The 17,290-nt window shown below is 70.6% G+C and carries 14 protein-coding genes and 3 pseudogenes; 12 read left to right on the top strand and 5 right to left on the bottom strand.

The genetic code is table 11. The features are described from left to right. Window positions 1-305 precede the first annotated feature (305 nt). Together ACFC8N_RS33730 and ACFC8N_RS33725 are read left to right on the top strand one after the other, a co-directional pair. Window positions 306-4,844 (top strand): HAD-IC family P-type ATPase, encoded by a 4,539-nt coding sequence (locus ACFC8N_RS33730; protein ID WP_376292433.1) that lies wholly within the window; start codon window positions 306-308, stop codon window positions 4,842-4,844. Window positions 4,845-4,919: 75 nt separating this feature from the next. Continuing rightward, window positions 4,920-5,024 (top strand): annotated as a pseudogene (locus tag ACFC8N_RS33725) (type III effector protein); the annotation flags it as partial. Between the two features lie 83 nt (window positions 5,025-5,107). On the opposite strand, the gene ACFC8N_RS33720 reads toward ACFC8N_RS33725, so the two are convergent. After that, window positions 5,108-5,251, bottom strand: coding sequence for a hypothetical protein (locus tag ACFC8N_RS33720; RefSeq protein ID WP_356038333.1), 144 nt, complete (start codon window positions 5,249-5,251; stop codon window positions 5,108-5,110). A gap of 365 nt (window positions 5,252-5,616) precedes the next feature. Next, window positions 5,617-6,090, bottom strand: a complete 474-nt coding sequence (locus ACFC8N_RS33715; RefSeq protein WP_356038330.1) for an Hsp20/alpha crystallin family protein — start codon at window positions 6,088-6,090, stop codon at window positions 5,617-5,619. Between the two features lie 447 nt (window positions 6,091-6,537). On the opposite strand from ACFC8N_RS33715, the pseudogene ACFC8N_RS33710 reads away from it, so the two are divergent. The 5 genes and pseudogenes from ACFC8N_RS33710 to ACFC8N_RS33690 form a co-directional block, all read left to right on the top strand. Then, window positions 6,538-6,834: pseudogene (locus ACFC8N_RS33710) on the top strand (PAS domain-containing protein); the annotation flags it as partial. Between the two features lie 45 nt (window positions 6,835-6,879). Then, window positions 6,880-7,962 (top strand): annotated as a pseudogene (locus ACFC8N_RS33705) (SpoIIE family protein phosphatase); the annotation flags it as partial. 194 nt (window positions 7,963-8,156) lie between these two features. Beyond that, window positions 8,157-8,636: a hypothetical protein gene (locus ACFC8N_RS33700; protein WP_376292431.1), complete on the top strand. Its 480-nt coding sequence runs from the start codon at window positions 8,157-8,159 to the stop codon at window positions 8,634-8,636. A gap of 128 nt (window positions 8,637-8,764) precedes the next feature. Then, window positions 8,765-9,058 carry an SPW repeat protein gene (locus ACFC8N_RS33695; RefSeq protein ID WP_362817099.1) on the top strand — a complete coding sequence of 98 codons (294 nt, stop codon included), beginning with the start codon at window positions 8,765-8,767 and terminating at the stop codon, window positions 9,056-9,058. Window positions 9,059-10,852: 1,794 nt separating this feature from the next. Then, the gene (locus tag ACFC8N_RS33690) at window positions 10,853-11,065 is read left to right on the top strand and encodes a hypothetical protein (RefSeq protein ID WP_362817097.1); all 213 of its coding nucleotides are present in this window, start codon (window positions 10,853-10,855) and stop codon (window positions 11,063-11,065) included. A 23-nt stretch (window positions 11,066-11,088) separates the two neighbouring features. Here ACFC8N_RS33690 and ACFC8N_RS33685 read toward each other — a convergent pair whose 3' ends face one another. After that, complete coding sequence (locus ACFC8N_RS33685; protein ID WP_376292427.1) at window positions 11,089-11,931, bottom strand: hypothetical protein; 843 nt, start codon at window positions 11,929-11,931, stop codon at window positions 11,089-11,091. A gap of 266 nt (window positions 11,932-12,197) precedes the next feature. Between ACFC8N_RS33685 and ACFC8N_RS33680 the strand changes: the two genes are divergently transcribed. From ACFC8N_RS33680 to ACFC8N_RS33670, 3 genes are all read left to right on the top strand, one after another. After that, a complete protein-coding gene (locus tag ACFC8N_RS33680; RefSeq protein ID WP_376292426.1) occupies window positions 12,198-12,404 on the top strand; it encodes a hypothetical protein in 207 nt (68 codons plus the stop codon). Window positions 12,405-12,551: 147 nt separating this feature from the next. Next, the gene (locus ACFC8N_RS33675) at window positions 12,552-12,752 is read left to right on the top strand and encodes a hypothetical protein (RefSeq protein WP_376292424.1); all 201 of its coding nucleotides are present in this window, start codon (window positions 12,552-12,554) and stop codon (window positions 12,750-12,752) included. A gap of 833 nt (window positions 12,753-13,585) precedes the next feature. After that, on the top strand, window positions 13,586-14,080 hold the full coding sequence (locus ACFC8N_RS33670; RefSeq protein WP_362817093.1) for an alpha/beta hydrolase: 495 nt from the start codon (window positions 13,586-13,588) through the stop codon (window positions 14,078-14,080). 234 nt (window positions 14,081-14,314) lie between these two features. Here the strand turns inward: ACFC8N_RS33670 and ACFC8N_RS33665 are convergent, their stop codons facing one another. After that, entirely contained in the window at window positions 14,315-15,022 is a 708-nt protein-coding gene (locus tag ACFC8N_RS33665) for an NAD(P)-dependent oxidoreductase (RefSeq protein WP_376292421.1), read from the bottom strand. A gap of 115 nt (window positions 15,023-15,137) precedes the next feature. Between ACFC8N_RS33665 and ACFC8N_RS33660 the strand changes: the two genes are divergently transcribed. Then, window positions 15,138-15,854, top strand: a complete 717-nt coding sequence (locus tag ACFC8N_RS33660) for a TetR/AcrR family transcriptional regulator (protein ID WP_376292419.1) — start codon at window positions 15,138-15,140, stop codon at window positions 15,852-15,854. Window positions 15,855-16,167: 313 nt separating this feature from the next. Here ACFC8N_RS33660 and ACFC8N_RS33655 read toward each other — a convergent pair whose 3' ends face one another. Next, a complete protein-coding gene (locus ACFC8N_RS33655) occupies window positions 16,168-16,440 on the bottom strand; it encodes a hypothetical protein (RefSeq protein ID WP_376292416.1) in 273 nt (90 codons plus the stop codon). Between the two features lie 341 nt (window positions 16,441-16,781). On the opposite strand from ACFC8N_RS33655, the gene ACFC8N_RS33650 reads away from it, so the two are divergent. Next, the gene (locus tag ACFC8N_RS33650; RefSeq protein ID WP_376292414.1) at window positions 16,782-17,261 is read left to right on the top strand and encodes a DUF732 domain-containing protein; all 480 of its coding nucleotides are present in this window, start codon (window positions 16,782-16,784) and stop codon (window positions 17,259-17,261) included. Window positions 17,262-17,290 lie beyond the last annotated feature (29 nt).

Here is a 17,290-nt window from a genome sequence, read left to right as displayed (position 1 = left end):
ACCAGGCGCGACCGCGGTCAAGGACGCGTTCGACACCGTCCTTGACACGGTGGGCGTCGTCTCCCCCCGATCACGACGCATGGCGGCGTACGCGGGCGCCGGACTGATGGGTGCCGCTGGAGTGGTCGAGTGGCCGTTGGCGGCCGCTGGCGCCGCGGTGGTCTGGCTGACACAGTCCCGCCCCGGGCGTGCCGAGGGAAGTCGCAGGTCGCAGGCCGGTGGCCGCGCGGCCGGTAAGCGCCCTCCCAAGAAGGCCTCGGGCCGGTCTGCCGGTCGGTGACTCCAGCGGTTCCGCGAGGTGAGAGATGATCCTGAGCGCTTTGAGCCGGTTTCCAGCCGCAGGGCTGAGCCTCTCGGTGCGGGCGCCGGCGCAGGTCGCTCGCCGCGTCCTCCCGAGCACGCGTGCTGCTGTCCGGCTGGCGGCCTCCGCGGCAGAAGCGGGGGTACGTGCCACCGAACGCGGTGCAGTGACGGTGTCCGAGAGCGCTGTGCGGGTCGGCCGGGTCGGCCTGAACGCCATGGCTCCCGGCCAGGGATACTGGTGTGCCGGCACCCGTGTGCAGCTCCCGTTGCGCCCACGTCCGGGCGCCACCGTGCGCAGTATGGAGGCGGCTGCCAGGCGCGTGGCAGCCGGTCTGGCGAAACATCCGGATGTGCTGGCCGCCTATTGGGACGGCGGGCTGGCGCGGCTGGTGATACAGACGACGCAGGACGCCGTCACCGACCGTGTGGTGGACAGGGCGACGGAACTGGCCGGTCGGCAGAAGCTGGAGCGGCCGGAGGAGGATGTCCTGGAGCCCGCGCATCCGGGCCATACAGGAGGCATACGTTCCGGGGCGCTCGCGCTGTTCTGCGACGCGGTCGGGATCAGCACCGCGGTCGCGGCGCGGACTGTCCGCCTGAAGCAGGGGCCGCGCCTGCTGACCGCCGGGGTGGCACTGCTGCGTGAGGACCCGCGGATACGGACCGTGCTGCGACGCCGTCTGGGCCGTTCGGCCACGGATCTGGTCCTGGCCGCCGTCAACGCGGCCGCCAACGGGATCGGGCAGTCGCCGACCGCCCTCGCGCTGGACGCCGCACTGCGGGCGGGTCAGCTGGCCGAGGCGGTGGCGCGGGCCGCCGCGTTCGACGCCGCGCACGACACCGTCTGCGCGCCGGAACGGCTGAGCCTGGCCGGCCGCGAGGTCGCCCGCCCGCCGCTTCACCGGTACCCGGGCGAGGAGTACCGGGACCAGGCTGTCACCGGAGCCCTCCTCGGCGCGGCCGGAGCCCTCCTCTTCACCCGCGATGTCCACGAGAGCGCCGAGGCGCTGCTGGCCGGGAACCCCAAAGCCGCGCGCTACGGACCAGCCGCTTTCGCCGCGGCCCTGTGCACCGAGCTGGCCTGCGAGGGCGTGCTCGTCCGGAGCCTGGACCGGCTGAGGCAGCTGGAGCTCGTCGACACGGTGGTCCTCCATCCCGAGGCGCTGCGAAGCACCCGGCGCACGGTCCTGGACGTCCACCCCAACGTGCCCGAATGGGACCACGACCATCTGTGGCAGGCCGCGGCGGCCGCCCTGCGGCCCGACGAGGAGCACAGGCTCGCACTGCGCCCGGTGCCCGACCAGGGAGAGTCGGACACCGGGTTGATGATCGCTTCGGAGCGGCGCCGTGACATCGGTACCGTGCTGGTCGGCTGGGAGATCGACCCACTGGCCGAGGCCGCGTTGGACGCGGCCCGCCGGGCCGGTCTCCACGTGGTGGTGCGGGACGACGGATCACTCGGTGACTTCGACGCGCTCGTGGACCAACTCGTCGGCTTGGACGTGCCGTTGGCCGACGTGGTGGAGCAGCTTCAGGGCGAGGGCCGCGTCGTGCTCACGGTGGCCCATGTTCCCTGCGTCCGGGCCACGACCGAGGAAGAACTGAACCCCGAGAGCCGTGACGTGCTCGCGGGTCTGCTGCGCAGCGACATCGCCGTCTCCCTCACCGACGCCCGCAGCGCGGTGGTGTGGGGCGCGGACGTCCTGCTGCTGCAGGGGCTGGAAGGCGCGTGGCGCTTGCTGGCAGCCATCCCCGCCGCGCGGACCGTCAGCGAGCACTCCAAGCTCTTCGCCGAGGCGGGCGCCGCGCTGGCCGGTCTGCTGGTGGTGACCCGGGGCGCCCGCTCGAAACGCGTCACCCTCCCGCTGGGCCTGCGGATCGGTCCGGTGAACGCCGCCGCAGCCGCCTCCCTCGTATCGGGCTGGCGCGCAGCGCTCCAGGCGAGTGCCCACCATGCGCCGCACCCGCCGCCCCGAGTCCCCTGGCACGCGCTACAGCCCCAGGAGGTGCTGGCGCGGCTGCGGACCGGCGCCCGGACGCTGGAGCCGAGCATGCTCGCGGGTTTCCGGGAGTCCGCCGGCAGGGCCGCCAGGCTTCCCGTGCTCGCCCCCGCTCGCCTGACGTTCCGTCTGGTCGGCGCCGTCCGCGCCGAACTGCACGACCCGCTCACTCCCCTGCTGCTGGTCGGCGCGACCGCGTCGGCTCTCCTGGGGGCGATGGTGGACGGGCTGCTGGTGGCCGGCGCGCTGGGGGTCAACGCCCTGGTGGGAGGGCTCCAAAGGCTGCGCGCCGAGCACGCGCTGGCCGGCCTCAAGCTGGGGCAGCGTCAGGAGGCCCGTCGCATCGTCGACGTGGAGAGCGGGAAGACCCGGTCCGTGGACGCGCGCCGCCTCGCGCCGGGCGAGCTCATCGAGCTGTACACCGGAGACGTCGTACCGGCCGACGGACGGCTGATCGAGGCCGAGGACCTGGAGGTGGACGAGTCCTCGCTGACAGGCGAGTCGTTGCCGACGGCCAAGCAGGTGGACGCCACACCGCAGGCTCCGGTGGCCGACCGTCATTGCATGGTCTTCGCCGGCACCACCGTGGCCGCCGGCCATGGCCGTGCCGTCGTGGTGGGCACCGACGACCAGACCGAGGCCGGGCGTGCGGCCCACCTCGCCTCACACGCTCGGCCGGCGCCCGGCGTCCAGGCCCGGCTGCACGAACTGACCGGCAGGATGCTGCCGTTCACGCTGCTGGGCGGAACGGCCGTGACGGGGCTGTCGCTGCTGCGCGGCCGACCGGTGCGCGAGGCGGTCCGCGGTGGACTGGCCGTCGCGGTGGCCGCCGTTCCCGAGGGGCTGCCGCTCGTGGCGACCGTCGCACAACTGGCGGCAACCCGTCGGCTCAGCCGGATCGGTGTACTGGTGCGCACCCCACGCGCCCTTGAGGCCCTCGGTCGCATGGACACCATCTGCTTCGACAAGACCGGCACCCTCACCCAGAACCGCCTGCACGTGGTGCGCGTCGCCACGGCGGACGGCGACCAGCACCCGGCCGACGCCACCGAGGCGGCACCCCTGTTGCAGTCGGCGGCGCTGACCTGCCGCACCCCCGACCACGAGGCGGGTATCCACGCGCACTCCACGGACGAGGCCATCCTCGCCGCCGCCCCGGCCGGCTCACGGCGCAAGCCCCTCGCGATCCAGCCCTTCGAGGCCAGCCGGGGCTACGCCGCCGCAGTCGGCGCCACCGCGGACGATTCCCGCGTGCTGCTGGTGAAGGGCGCCCCCGAGGTCGTACTGCCTGCCTGCACAGACAGCACCGACGACCTCGCGAAGTCCCTGGCCGCGGACGGCTTGCGGATACTGACGGTCGCCAGCCGCCCGCTGACGGACGCCGAAGAACCTGCCGAGGCGCTCGATCGCCCTCTCGCGGACCTGGAACTCCTCGGCTACGTCGCTCTGGCCGACACCCCTCGTCCCAGCTCCGCGCCGCTGGTTTCCGATCTCCGCGACGCCGGTGTGCGGCCCGTCATGCTCACCGGCGACCACCCGCAGACGGCTCGTGCGGTCGCCGTCCAACTCGGCTGGCCCGACGACGTATCGGTGATCACGGGCGGCCAACTCGCCGAACAGGACCGCGCCGGAGGGGCGCGCCTGCTGGGCGACTGCGACGTGGTGGCCCGCGTCGCACCGGAGCAGAAGCTGCAGGTGATCGAGGCGCTGCAGGCGGCCGGGCGAGTGGTCGCCATGGTCGGCGACGGTGCCAACGACGCCGCCGCCATCCGCGCCTCCGACATCGGCATCGGCATCGCGGTCCGCGGCTCGGCCGCGGCCCGGAACGCGGCGGACCTGGTGATCACCAGCGATGACCTGTCCATGCTCGTCGCCGCCGTCGCCGAGGGCCGAGCCCTGTGGCGCAGCGTCGCGGATGCGATCAGCGTGCTGATCGGCGGCAACGCGGGTGAGATCACTTTTTCGGTGCTCGGGACCCTGCTCTCCGGCGCCTCACCGCTGTCCACGCGGCAGATCCTGCTGGTCAACCTGCTCACCGACATGTTCCCGGCGATGGCGGTCTCGGTCACACCACGCGACGAGACCTCCGAGGACAGCCCCGCCGGTGAATCGGCGTTGGCGGACAGCGTCCCGGTCGGCGTCGCGGCTCTCGGCGATCCGCTGACACGTCAGATCCGCGAACGGGGCATCGTCACCACGCTGGGCGCGAGCACCGCCTGGCTGATCGGCACGATCACGCCCGGCTCCGCGCGACGGACCAGCACGATGGCGCTGTGTGGGGTGGTCGGAGCCCAGCTCACCCAGACCGTGACCGGCCGGCGGCACAGCCCGCTGGTGCTGATGACAGCCCTCGGTTCGGCAGCGGTGTTGGTCGCCCTTGTCGAGACGCCACTGATCAGCCAGTTCTTCGGCTGCACACCGCTCGGTCCGGTGGCCTGGGCCGGAGTGGCCACCGCGATGGGCGTCGCCGTCCTGGGCCCCCGGCTGGTACCGGGAATCGAGGAACTCCTCCGACGGCTCCAAGTCGCTGTCCGGCCATAGACGTCCGCACCTCCCACCCGCGCTGGTCCACTTCGACGGCATCTTCGCCCTGCCGGACCAGGCCCCTGACCCACCCGTGGCAACGCCGCCGGCTTGCGCCGTATCACCGGCCAGATCACCGCACTTACCGACCTGCCCAGCGCTGCTCGCCTCCCCGTCAGCCAACCCGATGGGGCCCTTGTCCAGGCGACCTTGCCGCCAGTGTCGACACCTGAGGGGGCACGGTCTCTGACGGCTATCCGGGGCGGGCGGGAGACCGTCGGTCAGGACTCGGCCTGCTCGGTGATCAGGCGACGCGGCGGTACGTGCCGCAGCATCGGCCGGCATCCCGCGTACTCGCCGTAGCGATGCTTGCGGAGCAGCCGACGAGCGAGAGCGATCCGACGGCCGTGGAACGCCTCGTGCACGCCACGCCCCTCGGCCTGATCCCGCCCCTCGGCCTGATCGTGCTCGACACCGAAATGCGCTGCGGCCCCGAGACGTGGCGCATACAGGGGGCCTGCATCGGCTCAGCGGGAGGCAGTGGTTTCCCGCCCGGCCCGGTTCGTCGTCGTCAAGCCGACGAGAGGTGGGCGAGCTCGCCGGATCCGGCGCCAGAGCGGCCCATGCGGACCGGTAGGCGCGAAGTGCCGCGGCGACGGTCGTGACGTGGGGCACCGACATCTTCGTGTCCGCACCTCGCTGTCCCGGCAGATCACCGTCGGACGGCAGAGCTGCCCGGGCAGGATGAACTCTGCCGTGCGACGGCTTCGCAGCACGCACCGAGTAGGGGTCAGGACTCGGTGATCTCGATGTGCCGCGGCTTGGTGGCCTGCGACTTGGGCACGGTGACGGTCAACACACCTTCGTGCAGGGTCGCGCTCACCTCCTCCGACCTGACATCTGCGGGCAGGAGGGCCTGGTACTCGAAACGGCCGGTGCGGCGGGTGCTGCGGCGCAGGACGCCTTCGCGCTCCCGCTCCTTGCACTCCCCGGTGATGCGCAGTTCCCGCTCGCTCATCTCGATGTCGATGTCGTCCCGCTTGATCCCGGGCAGGTCGGCCTCGATCACATAGGCGTCGTCGGTCTCCCGCATGTCGGCCGCAGGGGACCAGGCCGGCTCGCCTGGGGCGGATGTGCTTTCCAGCAGCTGGTTCATCCGCTGGAACAGCTCGTCGAACTCGGCAGCGATGGGTTCACCCCATCCGAAGCCTGGAAGCCGCCGCTCCAGCAAGCTGCCGGGCCGGTGTCGTACGGGCAGCGTCATCGCGGTTCACCTCCGCGAGGTGGGGCAATGTGGGTCACTTTCCATGGTGCGCGTCTCCGCCCGGCCGGGCGAATCAACCGCCGTTGACTGCCGGTTCGCACCGTCCTCATCGACCGCAACGCCGAGACGCCCCGTGAACGCCGGCTCGCTACGCGCCAGGACACGCTGCACGTGCTCCCGCGATTCCGTGTACGGCGAGGTGGAGTCGCAACACACCGTGAGCGGCCAGTCCTGCATGGTCACCGGGCGGGCAGGAACGAACGCCTCTTCGCGCATCGCTGAGGCCGACGGCATCGACCCGGACGGCGCTGACGGACGGCACCCGTCAGCGGAATGCTCATCCGCCTGTCGGTGTTCCATTAGTTGAATGTTGGCTCTTGGCCGTCGTGACGCGGCGGTGTGCGGCGCGTTCGCCGACCCGCCGGGACACATACGGGACTGAGAACGATGCGCACGTATGTCACTCCGCACATGGCGGACGCAGCCGTCGCGGCCATCGACGCGCAGGGCGTCGTGACCGCGTGGAGCCGTGGTGCCCGGCTGCTGCTCGGATACACGCCGGGCGAGATCGTCGGGCGCCCGGCGGCCGGTCTCCTGGGCTCCGGTCTTCCCGACGCGGCCCGGCGGAGGGCTGCACAGAGGCAGGCGTGGACAGGGCGGGTCGCGCTGCGCGACCGAGGGGGCCGCCAGGTGGAAGCCGACCTGCGGGCCTGTCCGCTCATGGACGCCGAGCAGCACGTGCAGTGGTTCCTCCAGGCCGACGTTCCGCAGGAGGCCGACGGCGCCGACCTGGTGCTGCAACGCAGCCTGCTCTCGCACCACCGCCCGACGCGGCTGGCCGTGGAGACCGGAACCCGCTATCTGCCGGCCGACGCGCAGGCCGGTGTGGGCGGCGACTGGTTCGACGTCATCCCTCTCTCGGGCGCCCGCGTGGCCCTGGTCGTCGGCGACGTCGTCGGCCACGGCATCCACGCCTCCGCCGCGATGGGCCGACTGCGCACAGCGGTACGTACCCTCGCCGACGTCGATCTCACCCCTGACGAACTGCTGACCCAGCTCGACGACCTCATCCTCGAAGAGATCGAAGAGGGCATCGAATCGGTCGGCGAAGTGGGCGCGACCTGCCTCTACGCCGTCTACGACCCCATCTCCGGCCACTGCACCATGGCCAGCGCGGGCCACCTCGCGCCGGCCCTCGTCACCCCCCACGGCGCGGTGCGCTTCCTCAACGTGGTCCCCGGACCGCCGCTCGGCGTGGGCGGGCTGCCGTTCGAAGCCACCGACAGCCGGCTGCCCGAAGACAGCCTGATCGTTCTGTACACCGACGGACTGGTCCGAACCCGCCACCGCGACATCGGCTCCGGACAGCGGAGCCTGCTCGACACCCTGAGCCGAGCCGCTCCCTCGCCCGAGGCGGCATGCGACCGTATCGTCGAAACACTCCTGCCCGGCACCCCGGACGACGACGCCGCCCTGCTCGTCGCACGCACCCACATCATGGGCGCCTCCCATGTGGCCTCCTGGAATCTCCCCGCCGATCCATCCGTCGTCGCCACCGCACGCCGACGGGCCGCACGCCAGCTCTCGGTCTGGGGACTCCGGGACGCCGCCGACAGCACCGAACTGATCGTCAGCGAACTGGTCACCAACGCCATCCGCCACGCCCACCCCCCGATCCAGCTGCGGCTCATCCACGACACCGCCCTGATCTGCGAGGTCTCCGACGCCAGCAGTACGACCCCGCACCTGCGCCGGGCCCGTGCTCTGGACGAGGGCGGTCGCGGCCTGTTCCTGGTGGGTCAGGTCGCCGAGCGCTGGGGCACCCGGCACACGCCCACCGGGAAGACCGTCTGGGCCGAGCAGCCCCCGCCGCTACGCCACCCGGTCCAGCCATACCGAGCGCCCGCACCGCAAGCGCTCTCCGCGGACAGGCGCACCAAGGCTGCAAGGCGGACCACCCGCACCCGTGGGGCAAGGGGCCCGGGACGAGGTTCCGAGGCCGACGTCCCCTGTGGCGGGACGACAGCCACGGCCCCAGATCCCACGGGGTGAGGAGGCGCTCAACCATGGCGGAGATGCTCGTCACAGAAGATCAAGTGGTCGTACATCTGGCGTGGTGGGAAAAGGCGGCCGCCCGTCGTGGCGACGTTCGTGTGCCGCTGGCGGCCGTGTGCCGGGTGACCGTCGAGCCTGACTGGTGGCGAGCCCTGCGCGGGGTGCACGAGCGCGGCATCTGCATGGCCGGCACCCTGTCCATCGGTGCGCGCTGTCATCAGGCCGGGAAGGACTTCGCAGCAGTGGGACGGGACAGACCCGCGGTATGCGTCGAACTCCGGCCTCCCGCCCCCTTCCGCCTTCTCGCGGTGTCCGCACGGGACGACGAGGAAGCCGCGGCAACGGCCAGGGCCATCGCCCGGGCCGCGCCGAACATCGACACATCAACGCCGTGCCGGCAGCCCCTCCCCGTATCCGGTGAATCGGAATGGGCGGTGGCGGCGGAACGCGGGATGGGTCAGATCACGCTGGGCACGAACAGCGCCCGGTAGTGCTGCGCGCGCCCGGCGGGACGTCCTTCCTCGCATGACCACCTCCGTCCGGGTCGACCATCGACCCGGCATTTCCCCTTCCTGAGCGCGGCTCACTCTCCATAAAAGGTATATACATAAAGCCCCTTATGGAGAGGAGGCGACAGCACCCCGAGATTGCAGAGATGCGGGAGCGACTCGAACGCACGGCTTCCTCGGGCAGGGCGATCGCCCTTGAGGGTCTGAGCCTCCTGGCTGGCGTATATGCCGCGATTTCGCCCTGGGTCGTCCACGAACGGATGTTCCGCCTGGCATGGACCATTGCGCCCTTCGGCGTCTGGCTTCTCGTCTCCCCCTGGGTGGTCACCGCCACCCATGGCGCACGGGCAGGCATCGCCTGGAACAACTGCCGGGTCGGCGCTGTCACCCTTCTGCTGGGCTGAACCCATGAGCGTGTCGCATCCGCTCACCGGTACGACACGCTCTTGCCAGACTGCCCCGGACCGGATTGTGAGTGGGTCATCCCGGTCTTGTTGGACCTCCGTGTGCTGGAGCGGTCGGGTCTACTGCCTGTCCTCGATGGACCGGCACGTCATCGCCAACAGGGCGCCGAGCCGGGCGCCACCACCTCCGTCTTCCCCTCTGACGCGGCGGTGCGCGACTTCCTGCGCGCCGAGGACCGCGAGGCCGGTTTCCGCGAACCGGACGCACCGGTACGACGCTGCCGGGCGAGGTGGGACGGGCGATGAGCGGTTCGAGCATGGCGAGGTCGATCTCGCAGGGGGCGAGCCCATCAGGCAGGCCGTCATCGGCTTCTCCGCCAACCTCAGCCTGTGCGACTTCGCCGTGGCCGCCGTCATCGTCGTCGGCCGCCGGACCGACCGGCCGTGAGCTTCGACGTCAACCCACTTCCCGCGAGTTCCTCGCCGACCTCGCCAGGACGGGTGCCACCTTCGACCTGATCGCCGCCAGAGCGCATATCCACCAGGCAGGCTGGCTCGGCCGCTCCGGCACCGACGATGGCGCGGTCTGGCTCTCCTCCCCGGAGACGGCCGCCGTCTCCGCCCTCACCGGCACGATCACCGACCCCCGCGCATCGGCAGCCGGGAAGGCGCGCCGTTCCCGGATCTGCGGCTGCCCGAGCTCGCCTCCGTCAACCGCGCCGTGCCGGAGCCCCCGCTGCCGTCTGGGGAGGCGGCCCGGAGCGAGCTGGAACGCGGCCCCGACATCTCCGGGCTCCCCGACTTCGACCCGCTGCCCGACGAGCTGACCGGTCCGGCCCTCCTCCAGTGCGGCGGCCCCCTGCGCGCCGCCGACCTGGCCGCCGACGACAGGCCCGGCGACTACGACCGCATCGACACCGGCGACGGGCTACGGCAGACCGGCCTGCACAACACCACCAAGGGCGAGACCTACCAGGTCCGCCACCGCCTCTCCGACGGCCGCCCGCGCACCGTACTCGCCGGAGGCACCTTCGCCTCCGGCGAGTACCCGCCTACTCCTCTGGGGCTCCTTCGTCCACCCGGTGGGTCGTGGACCAGGTGGCGCCACACCGGCAGTGCGAGAACTCGATCAATTCGCCGCCATCGCTCACACTCAGGCCGTCCCACACGCGGACGTGAACGTGTTCACCCATTGCAACTCCTTTGATTAGCGGAATGCTATTCAGCGATTTACCTAACGGACAGGAGCGCCCACATGTTGAGATTTGGATTACCTGCGTGTCTGCGTGAAATATCGGCGCCGAAAAAGGGGCAGGGCGCCCGGCCGAGGCGGGGGGGCACAGCTGGTGGAGGTCCTGCCGCACGCGGCGCAGTGACCCGGCTTAGGCTCTTCGTTGAGGGCCAGGGGCTTCTTCGGGCCGAGCGCGGGGGTCGCCATAAGTCGCCGGACGCCGGCCGGGATCTGCGCGCATATCCCGTCAACCGCCGACACACTGCCGGAGCGGACGTACTCCTCGACCTTCTCCGCGATCGACTCGCCGACCCCAGGAATCTCCTACAACTCCTTGGTATCCAGCGTGGACACATCGGCGTGGTAACCGCTCGCGCGGGCGGCCGTCTCGTAGACGCGTGCAGGCGCCGGGGCGGGCAGCGCGCACTGCCGTGCGCTGACGCCGATGCAGTGGATTTATGGTGGTCATGAGGAACTTTCCCCGGGTTCTGCCCGGTCATCGAGCCGAACGGAGGTGTACGCCGCTTCACCTGGTGCCCTGCTTGCCCGTCCGCGGGGGTGTCATGCGAATCGAACTGATCCAACCCGCCGCCAACGTGCTCTTCGACATGCCGGACGAGACGCACGAGGAGATCATCGCGCTCATCGACGCGGTCGCCGAGGGCGCGGAGACCCGGGCGCCGGACCTGGCAGCGGCGTTCGGCGAGTGGTGCTGGCTCGTCTACACCGTGCACGGCGACGTGGTCGAGGTACTGGACGTCGGCTGCGCACGGTGAGTCCTTGCCCGGCCGCGTGGGTGTCACCCCGTATCGGGCCGGGACTCGTAGTGCAGGCTGTGGAAACGACCGTCCTCCTCGCACCCTGCGGGATCGCCTCCGAGTGCCCGTACCGCCTCGATCGCATACCGCTGTTCCCGCTCGTCGGTGAAGAGACGCTGCGGATAGGTGCGGGTGACGTCGACGGTAGTACTCAGACCGTGTGCGGCCAGTGCCCGGACGATCGGGTGGTACGACACCGTCCGCAGGACGAACGCGCTGACCCACACCGGCCTTCGGACGCCGCCCAGCAGTGCCGTGAACGTCCGGGCGGTGACATAACTGCCGCCGCCGGTCAGCGTGATGAGGCCGACCTCGGCGAGCGCGCCGCTCAGGCCGGCCCCCGGCGGGCCCTGCTCCAGGTCGTCGGTGAAGCCGGCGTCCAGCAAGCCCACCTCACACGCGTACCGCACGGCGGGTGCCGCAACGTCCAGGCCGAACACGGGTACGGCGTCCGGTCGACGCCGCTCGGCATAGAACTCCTTGTCCTGCGCCGCGAGTTCCGCCGTGGGCATCGTCCGGCGCCCCGGAGCGGTGTACCGCTCGTACATCTCCGCCAGCGTGACGTCGTGGTTCACCAGTGCGGCGTTGATCCCGTACGAGCAGCACACGTCCAGCATCGCCGGCCTGCCCCGGTGGCCATCGGCGAGCGCGGCCCGGTCGGCCGCCACCTGCCGGAAGACGGGCTGGGCGTGATGCGGGATCTCGTACTCAAGCGGGGCCAGCCGCCGGAAGTACGCGCGGGGGTCCGGACGGTCGTAGATGTCGTCGAACCGTGACTTGCCGCCCGCCACGCCCTCGGCACCACCAGGGCAGTACTCGGTCATTCCGCACCTCTCCTCCCGGAACGGGGATATACATCCATCATGTTCCGCCTTCCGTGCCGGATTCTCGGGAGCACGTGAGATCGCCGCGCAGGCGCCATCGGTGCCGCGGACCTACGGTGGTCACATGGGCGCCGGCAAGCCGGGCCGACGTAGCGGAGGAGGCTGGGGTGGCGGAAAACTTCGTCTGGGTGACCACGCGTCGCATTCGGCCGGGCACCCTCGATGACTTCGAGAGGGCGTGGCGGCCGGCCACCCGTCCACGGGGTATGCGCCGTGCTTTCGCGTACTGGTCCGAGGACGGACAGGAGATCACCGGCGTGTCCTTCTGGGAGTCCCAGGAGACGTGCGACGCCTGGCGGACGTCCGAACCGGAGACGCAGCGGCGTGCCGCCATGGCCCCGTACGTCGTGGAGGAGCGGGAAGGCTTCTACCGTGGCCGTGAGCTCGCGATTCCCAGCGGTAGCCCCGGGTGAGCGACGCCCTCGCACGCCGCCGCCCGGTCGGGTCAGCGGGACGGACGCCCACGCCTCTCATACCCGGTCACGGACGGTGTTCGACGGGCGCGGGCCGGCATGAGTGCCTCGGCGACGGGGAACCCGGTGGGCATGGAAGGCGCGCCTGTGACTGTCCAGCCGCCGGGCCCCGACGGCGGCCGGCAGGTCACGATCCATGGCGAGTTCGTCGGTACCGCGTACCACCTGCTCGATGTGGTGGAGTTTCTGCGCCGGGAGGGCCTCCCGGAGACCGACACGACGGTCGACGACTCGGACCTGATCGAGTGGCGCGGTGGTGGGCCACAGGCCTGGACGTCGGGCGAGTGAGCCGGGTGTCGGTCTCCAGCAGGTTGGCGAGGTCGTAGGCGTGTTCCTCTGCCTGTCCCGGGATGGACTCCATCATGCGCCGGGTGGTGGGGTTGTGGTCTCCATCCACCGGATCCACCGGGTGAGCTCCAGATATGAGCTCCTGATAACAGGCGATCACGATCCGCCCGGCGAGCAGGTTGCAGTTGGGAGACTCGCAGCGCGTGCCGGCGTGGCGGATGCGGCGCAGCCGGCACACCACCTCGGTGGCGACGACATCGTTGGGGATGCCGATCACCTTCTCCTGTCCGGACCGTAGGCGTCGCTGGCAGCAGCACGGTGGTCGGCGCGAGTACCGGTCATCTGCCCTGCCGCTGGTTCAGGGCACGGCGGTAGGGCCGGACGAGATCGGAGCCTGACCGGCCGACCGCGCCCTCGCCGCCTTCGCCCCGGCCGGCTCACCCGGCTCACCCGCCGAGCGTGCGACTCCGCCTTGGTGTCCTCGTGCGCGTACGCCAGGGCAGCGACCCTGCTCCACCACACGGCCTGCCCGAAGCCCTCGCGGGCGGACCCGGATCCACCATGGTCGAGCCGGAGTGCACCGCCACGTACTCAAGACGCATGAGCGTCACGATCGAGATCTACGTCGACGAGCACAAATCTCCAGGTCATGCTGATCCGGTTGCCCGGTGCTGCCGTCGGGTCCAGCCGAACCGGCGCCTCGCGCGGACACGAGGGGCGGTGTCCTGATCGTCGTTCCGGACTCCGGGTAGGGATCTTTCATGCAACGGATCACGGTGGCGGTGGGTGGCCGACCGATCGTGGCCTGACGGATCGCGGGCCGGGCACCGTCGGTGGTGTGCGTCCACGGTGCCGGAGTCTCCAGCCGGGAGTTCCGGCCGTTCACCGAGATCCTCGGTCATCGTCACGACACGTGGACCGTCGACCTTCCCGGGTTCGGCGCCAGCGCCGGACCCCGGCACCCGCTGGTATTGCGGGCGCTGGCCGACCTGCTCGTGGAGTGGCTGACCGCCGTCGACCTGGACCACGTGGTGCTCCTCGGCGGATCCTTCGGCTGCCAAGTGGCGGTGGATGCCGCCGTGCGGCATCCGGACCGCGTCGTCGGGATGGTGCTCGTGGGACCCACCGTCGACCCTGCTGCCCGGCCCTCAAGCACGGGACCCGCGCCCCGGCGACAGCGAGTACCACCACGTTATGGCGCACTGGCAGTGCGACGGGGCGTTCCGGAGGTAACAAGGATGTGGTGGCCGTCAACTACGACGTCACCTACAACATTGCCAGTCCGCACGCCTGGCCTGCGGGAGCGATGGTCGGATTCGGCCCGGTGAGCAGTGGGTGCGTCCAGCGGGGCTCTCTGCACTACTACGGAGACGGCTCGGAGATGGACATGCCGGTGGGTGGCTGTGGCTCCTCCTACACGGCACCTCCGGTGGGTACGTCTCGGATCGGCTTCTCGTGCAGGACCGGCGCCGCCGGCATGCAGGCCGTGCGCGGTGGTGGTCCGCTTCACTCGCCCGTGAGGGAGTTCATGAGGTCCCCCACGGGGGCGTGGGCTGTGGCTGTCAGTAGCCGATGGTGAAGCGGCGCTGCACGAAGCGCGGCAGCTCCGCCTCATCGATCAAGGCGATGGCCGCGTCCTCCACCGAGATGCGGCTGCGGCCGTCGGCGTCCAGGACCGGCTGGTCGCCGCCGATCCGGAAGCGGCCGGTGCGCTCGCCGGGGCCGATCTCCTCCGCGGGGCTGAAGTAGGTCCACAGCCGGTTCGAGGTCCGCAGGACGGCCAGGGCGTCGCGGTGACCGCGTACCGCTGCGGCGTATTCGCGGGGCAACCCAAGCTGGTCGAGGGCGGCGTGCAGCAGTTCGTCGGAGTCTGCGCGCACCACTCCCGGTTCGATTTCGAGGCTGCCGGCGCCGCCGATCACGATGAGCCGGGTCTGTGGGCGGCTCTCCAGAGCCTTCAGCAGAGCCCGCGCCGCCGTCGCATAGACGGTCGGGTCGGCGATCGAGCGCCGGACGGTGTCCGCGAAGTCCTTGGCGGCATTACCCGGCTGAAATCCGCTGATCAGGACGTCGAGGCCGGGCAGGATGCCCGCGATGCTCTTCGGGTCCAGGACGTCGACGCTCGTCCAGGTGATGTTGTCCCGACGCTCCTCGCGCTGCGCCTGAACGGCGTCCCGACTGAACGCCTTGACGTTGTGGCCTCGGTCGAGGGCCTCGGTGACGACCCGGCTGCCGATGGTGCCCGTGGCTCCGATGACTCCGATGTGCATGTTCTCCCCTGTGCATGCAGAAGTAGGACGCCACTGTTGGTGACGCCGTGCAGAAACTATACGGCGTGAAGTTAAGTTACAAGGATCAGTAAGTCGACGCTGTAGAGTGCCAGTTGTGACAGCCACGGGAAGCAGGGGAAGACGCGAGCGGCTCCGGGCCGAGACCACGGCCGAAATCAAGGAGGTGGCACTGGCGTTGATGGCCAAGGGCGGGCCGGACGCCATCACCCTGCGGGCCATCGCCCGCGAGATGGGCATGACCGCCAACGCCATCTACGGGTACTTCCCGACCAGGGACGACCTGGTCACCACGCTGATCAACGACGTGTACACCGCCTTGGCCGACGCTGTGGACACGGCCTGGGAAACCACGCCCTCCGCCGATCCAGCCATCCGGATCGAGGCGTGGGCCAACGCCTTCCGGACCTGGGCCCTGGTCAACCCCCAGGGGTTCCGCCTCATCTACGGTGACCCCGTGCCCGGCTACCAGGCCCCCGAGGGAGGCCCCGCCCCGGATGCCGCTCGCCGGGTCTGCACCGGGCTCACCGCCCTCGCGGCAGCCGCCTGGCCCCACGCCCGGCACCTCTACCAGGACAGCGCCTTCGACTGGTCCGACTTCGACCGTGGGCTCCTCGAAAAGGTGCGTCCGGCCTTCCCGGACTTGCCGCCCGCAGCCGTCGCCCTCGCCCTGCGCATCTGGGGGCACCTGCATGGACTGGTGTCACTGGAGGTCTACGGCCACATGCACACCCAGACCACCAGCCCGGAGAAGCTCTTCCGGGAGGAACTCACCCAGCTCATACAGACGCTGCGCATCCCACGTCGACGCTGAGCGTCCCAAACGCCGACAGGCTCGGTGAACTCCGGAATTGGGCATGCCCCACGTGCGAGGGCGGAGACGTTCGAGGAGCTGTCCGCGCTGGTCCACGACGCGGCCGGCCTCGACGTGGACGAGCACGGTGCTGTAAGTGCGGCCCTTGCAGAAGGCGAACTCGTCCACTCCCAGCACCCGCGGGGCGCGGTCCGGTACCGTCGCCGCCTTCAGCAGCCTGATGAGCAGCCGGGTCCGGCCCGCGGTCATCCGCAGACGTCGGCACAGCCAGGTGGCCGGGCGTCCGCCGAGCTCGATCGTGATCCGACCGCAGTCAGCCCGTCAGCCCGGTGCTGGAGCGGCGGCGTCGCTCGGACAGGCCCGGCACCTGCTCGACGAACGTCTTGCGGGACCAGCTCTTCCGGTCGCAGAAGTGCCGGCGCACCCGCGGCCGGACGATGACCTGGCGAGGGTCCAAAGGCCGCTCGTTCAGGGTGTGTTGGTACGTGCTGTGCACGCGCCTCGCCTGCTCGCCGCAGTCGAGGCACCGGCCCGGACGAGCCGGCCACACCGCATCCACCACCAGGACGCTGGAGGAGCCGTTCACCCGCCCCACCCGCACATCGATCCCGGGAAACAGCACATTCTGCGGGCAGAGCCAATTTCAGGAATCCTCATCAGCCCGTGTGTCCGGTCGCGGTGTGGATGGCCCGGTACCGGCCGATGGACGACACCGATCACCGACTGGACGGGTGGACGACCACGGCGAGAAGTGGGGTCAGGGACTCAGCGTCGTTCACCAGAACTGGCCGTACCGGATCACCGGATGGTGGGAGGATCCCGCCGAGCAATGATCGTGCCGTCCGGCCGTTCCCGGGCTGCTCGGCCTCCGTTCGAAGGAACGGGAGACGCTACAGCTACCCGGAAGGGCCGGGCCTGCGTCCCCGCGTGAAGGACATCATGACCATCGGCACAGCGAAAGTGATCACCATGGCGGCAGCCGCAGCCGCCATGCTGCTCCTCTCCGCGTGCCGCACGGGAAAAGGAGACACGTCGTTGCCATCGTCCGCCTATCACGGCAAGGACCCCACCATGGGGAAGCCGTCGACCACCGCGTCCGCGCCGCCGTTCGCCCCGACACCGGCTCGTGCCGTGCTGCCGCCGGAGCCGACCGGCGAGGTACGAGAGAGATACATAAGCGCCTTGTTGGGAGCACGTCCCGCGTTCCTGGGAACCACTCCGGAGCAGGTGATCCAGTGGGGACGTGAGCACTGCGCGAGTCTGGGCGGCCGAGACGAGATCGCGGCAGCCAAGCGGCGTTTCGCCTCCCCGCACAACCCCGTGACAACGGACCAGGCACGGATGATCAACGCGGCGGTGAGGGCGTACATCTGTCCGCAGGACAAGTACCGCTGGCACCAGAGCTGACGGGAACGATCTGAGCACCTGTCGAAGCC

The sequence above is a fragment of the Streptomyces sp. NPDC055966 genome, assembly GCF_042269865.1.
Classification (GTDB): Bacteria; Actinomycetota; Actinomycetes; order Streptomycetales; family Streptomycetaceae; genus Streptomyces.
The sequence above is the reverse complement of the archived record's forward strand: the minus strand, read 5'-3'. Positions and strand labels throughout refer to the sequence as shown.